Raw genomic sequence first — 12,842 nt, forward strand, 5'->3', positions numbered from 1 at the left:
TGAATTCTAAGGAGCGAGCTCGCGATGACGGCAGGCGCGTCACAGCAGCTCTGATGGCGTAAGCGGCTGACCTCGCCACTCGAAAGCCACCGGCGCCAGCACCTGATCAATCTGTGCTTCTTTCCACAACGTGGAAAAGCTCTTGCCCACGCCTGGATGAATCCGGTCCGGCGCAATCAATGACAAAGGCCACAAGACAAAAGCATTCTTGAGAATTTCCGCGCGCGGCAGGATCAACCCATCGAAGTTGCCGACCTGCTCGCCATACAGCAGCACGTCGATATCCAGCGGCAAACCCTTGCGGTCCGGCGCGTAGCGGCCATTATCGGCCTCGATGAACTTGAGGCGGCGGTCCAGTTCCATCAGTGGAAGATCGGTGAACGCCGACACGACGAAATTGAAGAACGGCCCGCTCTTGATACCCACCGGCTGACTTTCGAACACGGCCGAACAGCGCATATCCACCAGGAAAACGGCCAGAGCCTCAAGCCCCGCGCACAAATGGATTTCACGCTCGATATTGCTGCCGAGCCCGAGAAAAACCTGAGTCAGCGACATCCGCGCTCGATCTCCACGCCAACGCCGGTAGCGGCCGGCACGGCCCCTGGCTTGGTCACTTTCAGGCGCAGCCAGGTGATCCTGAACTCATCCATGAGCTCTTGGGCCAGTCGCTCGGCAAAGGTCTCGACCAATTGGAACTGCGCCTGCTCGGCAAATGCCTGGATGCGGGCCGATACGCTGGCGTAGTCGAGGGCCAGGCTCAGGTCGTCGCCCGCAGCCGCCGGACGATTATCCCAGGCAAAACTCAGATCAAGCCGCAGGCACTGTCGGATGCCTCGCTCCCAGTCGTAGGCACCAATCACCGTGTCGACTTCCAGGCCTTCGATAAACACTCTGTCCAAGCTCTCTTCTCCGCAGCACGACAAGGGCGCGTTGCGCCGTTAGAATCAGGGGCTTCCTCGCCCGGAATAGCTAGCATGTTTTGGTCATTGGCGATCCTCGCCTACCTGCTCGGCTCACTGTCCTTTGCCATTTTGCTCAGCCGCCTGACCGGTCGCCCGGATCCGCGAATGAGTGGCTCAGGCAATGCCGGCGCCACCAACATGCTGCGCCTGGCCGGACGCAAGCTTGCCGTCCTGACCCTGCTTGGCGACCTCTGCAAAGGCCTCGTGCCGGTTCTGCTCGCCAGCCTCGCAGGGCTTTCGTTGCAGCAACAGGCCTGGGTCGGCGTCTGCGCGGTCATCGGCCATCTGTTCCCGCTGTACTTCCGCTTTCGCGGCGGCAAGGGTGTCGCCACCGCCGCCGGCATGCTGCTGGGCCTGTATCCGCCTGCCGCCCTGCTTGCCGTGTGCGCCTGGCTGCTGACCTTCTACCTGACCCGCACCAGCTCCCTGGCCGCATTGATCGCCACGCCACTGACCCTGCCTTTGCTGGCCTGGCAGGAACCGGCGGCGTTGCTGCCGATGACGACACTCGTTGCGCTGATCGTCTGGCGCCACCGGGGCAATCTACGCGACCTGTTCGCCGGGCGCGAACGGCATTTCTGATAACGCCTCACAGCGGTGAAAGTTGCTCCATGGGCCAGCGCGCCTGCACGCTGATCGCCAGGCTTTCCTGCTGCCCCGCCTGCAGGCGCTGGCAACCGGCAAAAGCAATCATCGCGCCGTTATCTGTGCAGAACTCCGGCCGAGCGTAGTAAACGTCGCCCTTCATATCGCCGAGCATTTTCTCCAGGGATACCCGCAAGGCCTTGTTCGCGCTCACCCCGCCGGCAATCACCAGGCGCTTGAGCCCAGCCTGTTTCAGCGCGCGCTTGCACTTGATCGTCAAAGTCTCCACCACGGCCTGCTGGAACGCCAGGGAGATGTCGCAACGGGCTTGCTCACTGTCGTCCCCGGCATTGACGCATTGTTGCCAGGTATTCAGCGCGAAGGTTTTCAGGCCACTGAAGCTGAAATCCAGTCCAGGCCGGTCGCACATCGGACGCGGGAATACGAAACGCCCTTCAATGCCTTGAGCGGCAAGTCGTGCGATTTCCGGTCCGCCAGGATAATTGAGCCCCATCATCTTGGCGGTTTTATCAAAAGCCTCGCCCGCGGCGTCGTCGAGCGACTCACCCATGAGCTGGTATTGGCCGATTCCATCGACCCGCACGAGCTGCGTATGGCCCCCGGATACCAACAAAGCGACGAACGGAAACTCCGGCGGCTGCGGCTCCAGCATCGGCGCCAGCAGGTGGCCCTCCATGTGGTGCACGCCCAAGGCCGGAATGCCCCAGGCAAAGGCCAGCGCCTGGGCACAGGAAGCACCGACCAACAGGGCGCCCACCAGACCCGGCCCGGCCGTGTAGGCGATGGCGTCGATCTCGGTCGGCACGCAGCCGCCTTCGGCCAGGACCTGGCGGATCAAGGGCAGCATGCGCTTGACGTGATCGCGTGACGCAAGCTCCGGCACCACGCCGCCGTACGCGCGGTGCAGGTCGATCTGGCTGAACAGCGCGTCGGCCAGCAGGCCACGTTCACTGTCGTAGAGGGCGACGCCGGTTTCGTCGCAGGACGTTTCTAATCCCAGTACTAGCATGGGTTGCGCCTTGTAGAGGCTGAATTCGAAGGCGCGCATAATAGTCGTCGCGTTGTGCCCCGACCAGCGGTTTTCGATCAGAGGCTTTGCATTCCGAGCGTTGAGGGGTTAACATCCGCAACCCTTAAAAACCGACGTCTTCAAGTGCTCTTTTGCCGCGAGGATGTTGACCCCGGTAATGAATGAAGGTAGCTCTGGATGCCAGCCGTCAAAGTAAAAGAGAACGAACCCTTCGACGTAGCTCTGCGTCGTTTCAAGCGCTCCTGCGAAAAAGCCGGTGTTCTGGCTGAAGTTCGTAGCCGCGAATTCTACGAGAAGCCGACTTCCGAGCGTAAGCGCAAAGCAGCAGCCGCTGTTAAGCGTCACGCCAAGAAAGTTCAGCGCGAACAGCGCCGCGCCGTACGTCTGTACTAATACACAGACGCCCGTCGCAAGCTTCTTGCCAAGCCCGGCCTCCAAGCCGGGCTTATGGCATTTGCGGAACAACGCTTGATGCTTCACCGTCAAAGTCGCAGACGCGACCAAGACGACCTGCTTTATCGCGTCAGACCTGGCTCTTTTGCCAGCGGTGCACGTCTCTTCTGACGAGCCTTCCAAGGCTACTGACGAGCACACCCTGATTCCTCTAACGACGATCAGCCCAAGGCACCGCTGCGTGCCCGCTTCATGAGCTATCCGAGGCCTGACCGGCCGTTACCGGACTCAGCGCAACACATTTCGTACAGTCGAATACTGATAGCCATTAACGTCAGTGGATAATCGGCAGATACACTTCCCGACAGCAATGATGCAGACGACCCGGTCGAGCCACCATTTTCCGTGCCTCAGGACCAGGAACCGACTCCGCGGCTGATTTTGGGCCCTATTTCGCGCAGTGATGATGAGAACGCCATGGCCGGGCTAATTCCCCAGAGCTTTATTGACGACCTCCTGAACCGCACCGACATCGTCGACGTGGTCAGCTCTCGCCTGCAAATGAAGAAAGCGGGCAAGAACTACACAGCCTGCTGCCCGTTTCACAAAGAAAAAACCCCCTCCTTCAGCGTCAGCCCCGACAAGCAGTTCTATTATTGCTTCGGCTGCGGCGCTGGCGGCAATGCCCTCGGCTTCATCATGGACCACGACAACCTGGATTTCCCCCAGGCTGTCGAGGAACTGGCCAAAGCCGCCGGCATGGAAATTCCTCGCGAGGAAAGCGGACGACAACACAAGCCTCGCCAACCCACCGATTCGCCGCTGTACCCGCTGCTCACGGCAGCAGCCGACTTTTATCGCCAGGCACTTAAAAGCCATCCGGCCCGCAAGGCGGCGGTGGATTATCTCAAGGGCCGCGGCCTGACCGGTGAGATTGCTCGCGACTTCGGCCTCGGCTTCGCCCCGCCGGGCTGGGACAACCTGTACAAACATTTGAGCAGCGATACGCTGCAGCAACGCGCCATGATCGACGCCGGCCTGCTGATCGAGAACGCCGAGACGGGCAAGCGCTACGACCGCTTCCGTGACCGGGTGATGTTCCCGATCCGCGATACCCGCGGGCGGATCATCGCCTTCGGCGGCCGGGTGCTGGGGGACGACAAGCCCAAGTACCTGAACTCCCCGGAAACCCCGGTTTTCCATAAGGGCCAGGAACTCTACGGCCTGTACGAGGCGCGCAAGAACAATCGCAACCTCGATGAAATCATCGTTGTCGAAGGCTACATGGATGTCATCGCCCTGGCCCAGCAAGGCTTGCGCAACGCCGTTGCGACCCTGGGCACGGCCACCAGCGAAGAACACATGAAGCGCCTGTTTCGCGTCGTGCCGAGCGTGCTGTTCTGCTTCGACGGCGACCAGGCCGGACGCAACGCCGCCTGGCGCGCGCTTGAAGCGACGCTGCCATGCCTGCAGGACGGGCGGCGCGCACGTTTTCTGTTCCTGCCCGAGGGCGAGGACCCGGACACCCTGGTGCGCTCCGAGGGCACCGATGCGTTCCGTGCGCGGATCAACCAGCACGCACAGCCGCTGGCCGACTATTTTTTCCAGCAACTGACCGAAGAAGCCGATCCTCGCTCCCTCGAAGGCAAAGCCCATATGGCCACGCTCGCGGCACCGCTGATCGACAAGGTGCCCGGCGCCAACCTGCGGACCTTGATGCGTCAACGCCTGACGGAAATTACCGGGCTGAACAGCGAAGCGGTCAGCCAGCTGGCCCACAGTGCCCCCCAGGAGGCACCGCCGGCTTATGACCCGGGCATCGACTACGACGCGATACCCGACTTCGCCGACTATCATCAAACCCAGCAGGACTACGCGCCGCAGCAGGAATGGACACCGAAGAAACCCGGTGCCGGCGGCAAGAAATGGGACAAGAAACCCTGGGACAAGAACGGCAAGCGCGGCGATCGCGACCAGCCACGTGCCCCGCGCGTGCCGGCCGCCGTCGAACCACCAACACTGGCTGCCCTGCGCACCCTGCTGCACCACCCGCAGTTGGCTGAAAAGGTAGAAGATGCCGGGCACTTCGCCGCCGAGGACCACAGCAATACACAATTGCTGGTCGCGCTCCTTGAAGCTGTGCAGAAGAATCCCAAGCTAAACTCATTCCAGTTGATCGCGCGGTGGCACGGCACCGAGCAGGGGCGCCTTTTGAAGGCATTGGCCGAGAAGGAATGGCTGATAGAGGGAGATAACCTTGAACAACAGTTTTTCGACACCATTACTAGCTTGTCCGCCCGCCAACGCGAGCGAAACCTGGAACAACTTCTGCGCAAAGCTCGCCAGAGCGAGTTGACCAGCGAAGAGAAAAACCAATTGCGCGACTTACTCAGCCGCAATGTTTGCGCATCAAACCCGACCTCAACTGGCGCGTGAGGTCACAGCTCAGGTATAATCCTCGGCTTGTTTTTTGCCCGCCAAGACCTTCAGTGGATAGGGTGTTATGTCCGGAAAAGCGCAACAGCAGTCTCGTATCAAAGAGTTGATCCTTTTGGGTCGTGAGCAGGGCTACCTGACTTACGCGGAGGTCAACGACCACCTGCCGGAGGATATTTCAGATCCGGAACAGGTGGAAGACATCATCCGCATGATCAACGACATGGGGATCAACGTATTCGAGGTTGCTCCAGATAAGGATGCCCTTATGCTGGCCGACGCCGATACCGACGAGGCGGCCGCTGAAGAAGCGGCCGCAGCGTTGGCAGCGGTCGAGACCGACATTGGTCGCACCACCGACCCCGTGCGCATGTACATGCGTGAGATGGGTACGGTAGAGCTCCTCACGCGTGAAGGCGAAATTGAAATCGCCAAGCGTATTGAAGAAGGCATCCGTGAAGTGATGGGCGCAATTGCGCACTTCCCTGGCACGGTCGACCATATTCTCTCCGAATACACCCGCGTCACCACCGAAGGTGGGCGCCTGTCTGACGTCCTGAGCGGTTACATCGACCCGGACGACGGCATCGCGCCGCCTGCCGCCGAAGTGCCGCCGCTGGTCGACCCGAAAGCCGTCAAGGCCGACGATGAGACCGACGATGACGACGCCGAAGCCAGCGACGACGAAGAAGAAGCCGAAAGCGGTCCGGACCCGGTCATCGCCGCCCAGCGTTTTGGCGCCGTGGCCGACCAGATGGAGATCACCCGCAAGGCGCTGAAAAAGCACGGTCGCAACAACAAGCAGGCAATTGCCGAACTGTTGGCGCTGGCTGAGCTGTTCATGCCGATCAAGCTGGTGCCCAAGCAGTTCGAAGGCCTGGTCGAGCGTGTTCGCAGTGCCCTGGATCGTCTGCGTCAGCAAGAGCGCGCGATCATGCAACTGTGTGTGCGTGACGCCCGCATGCCGCGTGCAGATTTCCTGCGCCAGTTCCCTGGCCATGAAGTCGACGAAAGCTGGACCGATGCACTGGCCAAAGGCAAGAGCAAATACGCCGAAGCAATTGGCCGCCTGCAACCGGACATCATTCGTTGCCAGCAGAAGCTGAGCGCGCTGGAGGCCGAGACTGGCCTGAGCATCGCTGAAATCAAGGACATCAACCGTCGCATGTCTATCGGCGAGGCCAAGGCCCGTCGCGCGAAGAAAGAGATGGTCGAAGCGAACTTGCGTCTGGTGATCTCGATTGCCAAGAAGTACACCAACCGTGGCCTGCAATTCCTCGATCTGATCCAGGAAGGCAACATCGGCCTGATGAAGGCGGTGGACAAGTTCGAATACCGTCGCGGCTACAAATTCTCGACTTATGCCACCTGGTGGATTCGTCAGGCGATCACTCGCTCGATCGCCGACCAGGCCCGCACCATTCGTATCCCGGTGCACATGATCGAGACGATCAACAAGCTCAACCGTATTTCCCGGCAGATGTTGCAGGAAATGGGTCGCGAACCGACGCCGGAAGAGCTGGGCGAACGCATGGAAATGCCTGAGGACAAGATCCGCAAGGTATTGAAGATCGCCAAAGAGCCGATCTCCATGGAAACCCCGATCGGTGATGACGAAGACTCCCATCTGGGTGACTTCATCGAAGACTCCACCATGCAGTCGCCGATTGATGTCGCCACCGTTGAGAGCCTCAAGGAAGCGACTCGCGAAGTACTTTCCGGCCTCACTGCCCGTGAAGCCAAGGTACTGCGGATGCGCTTCGGCATCGACATGAACACCGACCACACCCTCGAGGAAGTCGGTAAACAGTTCGATGTGACCCGTGAGCGGATTCGTCAGATCGAAGCCAAGGCGTTGCGCAAACTGCGCCACCCGACGCGAAGCGAGCATCTGCGTTCGTTCCTCGACGAGTAACCTTCAAACCCCCGGCCCTGCCGGGGGTTTTGTTATGTGCAGATAACTCTTCCTTCTTGCTCCCCCGCCCTGTTGTCCGTCTACACTCGAATCATCCTTTCCCAGCCATGACGAGACCGTGATGCCCAGACTGACGGCCGTGCTTTTGCTGTCACTGATGACCTGGACCGCAACGGCCGGCGCGTTGACGCTTACGGAGGAAGAACGCCGCTGGCTCAAGGACCACCCCGACCTGCGCCTGGGCGTCGATGCGTCATGGCCGCCGTTCGAATTTCGCGACGACAACGGCCGCTACCAAGGCCTGGCCGCCGACTATGTCGACATCATCCGCGAGAAACTGGCCGTCACGCTCACACCCATCGAACCCGTCAGTTGGACGGAGGTGCTGGAACAGGTCGTGCAGGGCAAGATCGACCTTCTACCGGGCATCATGTCCACCCCCGAACGCCAGAACTACCTGTCGTTCACCCGCCCCTACCTCGATTTTCCAATTGTGATCCTGGCCCATAAAGGCGGTCCCCGACCCCATAAGCTCGAAGACCTTTACGGGCTGAAAATCGCCGTGGTGGAGAACTATGCCCCCCACGAACTGCTGCGCAACCACCACCCCGACCTGAACCTGGTCGCGCTGCCCAACGTCAGTTCGGCGCTGCAGGCCTTGGCGACCGATGAAGTCGATGCGGTGGTGGGCGATCTTGCTTCCAGCGTGTGGAGCTTGCGCCAGCTCAAGCTTGACGGGCTCTACGTCAGCGGAGAAACGCCCTACCGCTACCAGTTGGCGATGGCCGTCCCACGGGAAAACAAGATATTGGTGGGCATCCTCGACAAGGTCCTGGCGGACATGACGCCGATGGAGATCAGCGAAATCCAGGAAAAATGGGTTGGCAACGTGCGGGACCATCGCCAGCTCTGGTCAGACCTGCTGCTTTACGGCCTGCCCGGGCTGCTGCTGTTGATCGCCATCCTGGCGGTGGTGATTCGCATCAACCGTCGCCTGAGTTCGGAAATAGCCCGACGCGTCGACCTGGAACAGGAGTTGCGCAGCAGCGAGTACCATTATCGCGGGCTGGTAGAGAGCCTTTCGGCGATAGCCTGGGAAGCCAGGGTCAGCGACTTCACCTACAGCTATGTATCGCCTCACGCCGAAGAATTGCTTGGCTATCCCCTCGCCCATTGGCTCATCCCCGGGTTCTGGCGCAACATCATTCACCCGGCGGACCTGATCCGCGCGCAGACATATTGCGATCACGAAGTCCTTGCCGGCCGCGACCATTGCATCGATTACCGGGTGATCACCGCCGACGGTCGCTGCCTGTGGGTGCGGGACATCGTCAGCCTGATCCAGCATGGCCATGAACCGTTGATGCGCGGACTGATGATCGACATCAGTGAAGCCAAACACACCGAGGAAGCGCTGCGCCTTTCCGAACAGAAGTTCGGCTCGGTATTTCGCCAGTGCCCGGACATCCTGGTGATTGCGCGCCTGCTGGACGGTTGCCTGCTGGAGGTCAATAAAGCCTTCGAAGAGCAGATTGGCCTCAGCGCCGCAGAGGTGGTCGGCAAAAGCGCTACCGACCTGGATATCTGGGGCATACAGGGCGTCGGCCCGAGTTTGCTCCAGCGGTTGCAGGCCGGGAGCATTCGCAATCTGGAAATGCCTTTTCAACGCAGCAACGGCGAAGTGTTCACCGGGCTGATATCTGCCGAACCCTTTGATCTGGACACCACCCCTGCCCTGGTCGTGGTGGTGCGCGACATCAGCCAGCTCAAGGAGACCCAGCAGCAATTGCAGACCTCCGAAGAAAAATTCGCCAAGGCTTTTCACGCCTCGCCCGACGGCTTGCTGCTGTCCAGGCAGAGCGATGGTCTGCTGATTGAAGTCAACGACGGTTTCAGCCGCATTACCGGTTTCAACAGCGCCCTGTCGGTTGATCGTTCGACCCTGGACCTGGGAATCTGGGTCAATCTCAACGAGCGCAAGCAGATGCTCGACCTGCTGCAGCGGGACGGTTTCGTAAAGGATTTCAGCTGCCATATCCGCCGTAACGACGGGCAGATACGGCTCTGCGAGGTGTCCAGCCGTCCGCTGCCCATCGGCAACGAGGACTGCATGCTGACTATCGCCCGGGACATCACCGAACGCCACTTCATGCAGGAGAAACTGCAGCAGGCCGCCACCGTATTCGAAAGCACCGCCGAAGGCGTACTGATCACCGATACACAACAGCACATCAGCGCCGTGAACCGAGCCTTTACCGAAATCACCGGCTATAGCGAAACCGAAGCCCTGGGCCATACGCCTCGGCTGCTGGCTTCCGGGCTGCACGACAGCGCGTTTTATGCCGCGATGTGGCATCAGTTGACGGCGGAGGGCCACTGGCAGGGTGAAATCTCCAATCGACGCAAAAATGGCGAGCTGTATCCCAGCTGGCTGACCATCAGCGCCGTGCGCAACCAGGAACAACAGACCACCCATTTCGTCGCGGTTTTTGCCGACATTTCAAGCCTCAAGCACGCCCAGGCCCGACTCGACTACCAGGCGCATCACGACCCGCTCACGGGCCTGCCGAATCGCACCCTGTTCGAAAGCCGTTTGCTCTCGGCGCTCAATAGTCAGCAAGAAAATGGCGGCCAAGGCGCGGTGTTGTTCCTGGACCTGGACCGTTTCAAACACATCAACGACAGCCTCGGGCACCCGGTCGGCGATCTGCTGCTCAAGGGCATTGCCGTGCGCCTGCGCGAGCAACTGCGTGATATCGACACCGTGGCGCGCCTGGGCGGTGACGAATTCATCATCCTGCTGCCCGGCCTGCAGCAGCCCAGCGATGCCGAGCACATTGCGCAGAAGCTGTTGAACTGTTTCTGCGCGCCGTTCCAGGCCGGCGAGCATGAGTTTTTCATCAGCGCCAGCATCGGCACCAGCCTCTATCCGCAGGATGGCTGCGATGTCGCCACGCTGGTCAAAAACGCCGACGCGGCGATGTACCGCTCCAAGGCCAAGGGTCGCAACCGGGTGGAAAGCTACACTCGCGACCTCACGGCCCAGGCCAGCGAGCGCGTGGCACTGGAACACGAGCTGCGTCGGGCGATCGAGCGCAACGAACTGTCGTTGTCGTTTCAGCCGAAAATCAGCCTCATCGACAACCGGCTGGTGGGCGCCGAGGCATTGATTCGCTGGACCCATCCGACCTTTGGCGACGTACCCCCGGAGCATTTCATCCCCCTGGCCGAAGAAAACGGCATGATCCTGCAAATCGGCGATTGGGTACTGGAAAACGCCTGCCGGCAACTGCACGCATGGAACAGCTGTCACGAAAGCCTCGGGCCACTGTCAGTAAACCTGGCCGGCGCCCAACTGCGTCAGCCCAACCTGCTGAATCGGATCGAACAATTGCTGCGGGAAAACCACCTTGAGCCTGGTTTGTTGCAACTGGAGATTACCGAAAACTTCATCATGAGCCAGGCCGAAGAGGCCCTGACGGTACTGTATCAACTGAAAAAACTCGGCGTGCAACTGGCCATCGACGACTTCGGCACCGGCTATTCCTCGCTGAGCTACCTCAAGCGCCTGCCGCTGGACATCCTGAAAATCGACCAGTCTTTCGTCCGCGGCCTGCCCGACGACCCCCACGATGTGGCCATCGTGCGGGCAATCATCGCCTTGGGCCGGAGCATGCAATTCAGCATCATCGCCGAGGGCGTCGAAACCCTCGCCCAACAGCAATTTCTCGCCGAGGAAGGCTGCGAGCAGATCCAGGGTTACATCGTCAGCCTGCCCCTGTGCGCCGCGGAATTTGCCGCGACGTTTCTGCATGTGACCGTATCGGATTTTTCGGATAGCACAGCCGAGAAACCGTCGCTATAATCCGCGGCCTACTGAGGGCCTATAGCTCAGTTGGTTAGAGCAGAGGACTCATAATCCTTTGGTCCACGGTTCGAGTCCGTGTGGGCCCACCAAATTGAAAGCCGCGCATTGCGCGGCTTTTGTGTTTCTTGGCGCAAGCGCTGCGCCTATCCAAAGGTTCTCAAGAACGGCTCCGCACACTGCTTGATCGCCGCGACCACATGCGGGGCCTGCTCACCAAGCTCGGTTGAGCGAGCCACTACTCGTTCCAGCGCTTGCAGTTGCAAGCGGATTACCTCTTCTGGCTGAGCAACATCACACACCTGAGCAAAGTCCAGCAGACCCTGTCGAGAAGCGAATAGCGATTTGTTGCCGGCGAGATCAAGGGCCAGCACGTCTTCCGGGATGTAAGCGGTGGTATTAACGATGTCGTACGCCGGAGCCAGCCGGGCGTCGCGCTGGGTAGGGTTCGTGTAGAGCAATCCGAAGTTCTTGAGATGGGCGTCACCGTTACCTACGATGCAGCTTAAAGCCACCACGGCAAACAGTTGAGCCAGGGAATCCTTGACTTGCTCGGGGGAACAGTAAAGTCGAATCGCCTTGGCGATTGCCGAGTAGCTTTTGCTGTATTTCTGCTGCGCGGCGAGCCCCATCAGCGCAGCCATGTCCTCAAAACCGATGGGATTGAGTTGGCTGTCCCGGTCGAAACGACGCATGACGAACAGTTTGGCGTTTTTGGAAAGAAAGAACTCCGGTACCGCAATCCCGGCCTCCCTGGCAACGGACATACAGAGAAACTCATTGATTGCGAGTCCCGGAAGCTCCTCCCGACCGCTCTTGATAATCAGATCGGAGGTTTTTGAAGTGAATCGCTGAGGTGCAGAAGCCTCCTGTTCGGGCACAAGAACCTTAGGCTGCACGCCCGAAATCCCCGCCCGCAGGATATAGCGATCGACGAGGCCGGTAAAAATATCCTCGGCACCGTCCCACGCCAGGATTTCTTCCAGCTTTTCTCTTGGAAATTGTTGACGCTGCAATAACGCATCGACTTCAGGGGAACTCACTACTACCCGCCCGATGGGCGAACTGCTGCCCGACAACGCAAGGAGCAGCATGGGATCGACATCAGCTACCTTGGCCAGGCGGTTGCGCAGCTGCTCTAAAACGTACCCTTCGGGCAGATTCATTTGAAAGATCGGGTGCAGCTCCCTATGACGATACTCATCCAGGCGCACAGGCATGAGCAGGCTTATTGCAGCCTGGGCCTTCGCCTCGTCGTGATAACGGAACCGGTAATCCCCGGCACCGCCAACGATCCTTCCGCTGGTACCTTCAGGAGTTGCCACCTGCAACACAGCTGCCATCAGTCGAATACCCCTTCAATTTCATCCAGTGTCGGCATCGCGGCTGGTATCACGGCCAACTCGCAATCCAGTGCTCCCAGGACTCGCGCATAAGCGGCCATGCTTACCGACATGTCACCCTTCTCGATGGCAATCACCTTCTGCCGGGGGATGCCGGCCAAGGCGGCCAGATTAGCTTGGGTCAGCCCGCGATTTGAACGGCGTTGCCTGATCTGTACGCCGAGGCGGGTAGTAATGAGGGAGTAGTCCATGTTTCGTATACGCGACAAAATGATTGAGATGTAACGTA

The 12,842-nt window shown here is 59.9% G+C and carries 10 protein-coding genes and 1 tRNA gene; 6 read left to right on the plus strand and 5 right to left on the minus strand.

All coding sequences use genetic code 11. The features are described from left to right. Positions 1-39: 39 nt before the first annotated feature. Both folK and folB read right to left on the minus strand, forming a co-directional pair. Positions 40-558, minus strand: a complete 519-nt coding sequence (gene folK / locus M1E16_RS25015; RefSeq protein WP_458128628.1) for a 2-amino-4-hydroxy-6-hydroxymethyldihydropteridine diphosphokinase — start codon at positions 556-558, stop codon at positions 40-42. Continuing rightward, positions 549-902 (minus strand): dihydroneopterin aldolase, encoded by a 354-nt coding sequence (folB, locus tag M1E16_RS25020; protein ID WP_434602017.1) that lies wholly within the window; start codon positions 900-902, stop codon positions 549-551. Before folB ends, folK begins: the two co-directional genes overlap by 10 nt. A 75-nt stretch (positions 903-977) precedes the next feature. Between folB and plsY the strand changes: the two genes are divergently transcribed. Next, complete coding sequence (plsY, locus tag M1E16_RS25025) at positions 978-1,547, plus strand: glycerol-3-phosphate 1-O-acyltransferase PlsY (RefSeq protein WP_305498384.1); 570 nt, start codon at positions 978-980, stop codon at positions 1,545-1,547. A gap of 7 nt (positions 1,548-1,554) precedes the next feature. Here plsY and tsaD read toward each other — a convergent pair whose 3' ends face one another. Next, the gene (gene tsaD / locus M1E16_RS25030; RefSeq protein ID WP_434631142.1) at positions 1,555-2,580 is read right to left on the minus strand and encodes a tRNA (adenosine(37)-N6)-threonylcarbamoyltransferase complex transferase subunit TsaD; all 1,026 of its coding nucleotides are present in this window, start codon (positions 2,578-2,580) and stop codon (positions 1,555-1,557) included. 198 nt (positions 2,581-2,778) lie between these two features. Here tsaD and rpsU point away from each other — a divergent pair, with 198 nt between their 5' ends. The 5 genes from rpsU (at position 2,779) to M1E16_RS25055 (ending at position 11,302) form a co-directional block, all read left to right on the plus strand. Continuing rightward, positions 2,779-2,994 (plus strand): 30S ribosomal protein S21, encoded by a 216-nt coding sequence (rpsU, locus tag M1E16_RS25035; RefSeq protein ID WP_002551877.1) that lies wholly within the window; start codon positions 2,779-2,781, stop codon positions 2,992-2,994. A 477-nt stretch (positions 2,995-3,471) separates the two neighbouring features. After that, positions 3,472-5,430: a DNA primase gene (dnaG, locus tag M1E16_RS25040; protein ID WP_434602018.1), complete on the plus strand. Its 1,959-nt coding sequence runs from the start codon at positions 3,472-3,474 to the stop codon at positions 5,428-5,430. 67 nt (positions 5,431-5,497) lie between these two features. Further along, positions 5,498-7,345: an RNA polymerase sigma factor RpoD gene (rpoD, locus tag M1E16_RS25045; RefSeq protein ID WP_434571396.1), complete on the plus strand. Its 1,848-nt coding sequence runs from the start codon at positions 5,498-5,500 to the stop codon at positions 7,343-7,345. Positions 7,346-7,466: 121 nt separating this feature from the next. Then, the gene (locus M1E16_RS25050) at positions 7,467-11,210 is read left to right on the plus strand and encodes a bifunctional diguanylate cyclase/phosphodiesterase (protein WP_458128629.1); all 3,744 of its coding nucleotides are present in this window, start codon (positions 7,467-7,469) and stop codon (positions 11,208-11,210) included. Between the two features lie 15 nt (positions 11,211-11,225). Beyond that, a tRNA-Ile gene (locus M1E16_RS25055) sits at positions 11,226-11,302 on the plus strand. 54 nt (positions 11,303-11,356) lie between these two features. On the opposite strand, the gene M1E16_RS25060 is transcribed toward M1E16_RS25055, so the two are convergent. Both M1E16_RS25060 and M1E16_RS25065 read right to left on the minus strand, forming a co-directional pair. After that, positions 11,357-12,553: a type II toxin-antitoxin system HipA family toxin gene (locus M1E16_RS25060; RefSeq protein ID WP_458128630.1), complete on the minus strand. Its 1,197-nt coding sequence runs from the start codon at positions 12,551-12,553 to the stop codon at positions 11,357-11,359. After that, positions 12,553-12,804 (minus strand): helix-turn-helix transcriptional regulator, encoded by a 252-nt coding sequence (locus M1E16_RS25065; RefSeq protein WP_458128631.1) that lies wholly within the window; start codon positions 12,802-12,804, stop codon positions 12,553-12,555. Before M1E16_RS25065 ends, M1E16_RS25060 begins: the two co-directional genes overlap by 1 nt. Positions 12,805-12,842: the final 38 nt, after the last annotated feature.

It is taken from the genome of Pseudomonas sp. Z2-11 (assembly GCF_054161305.1).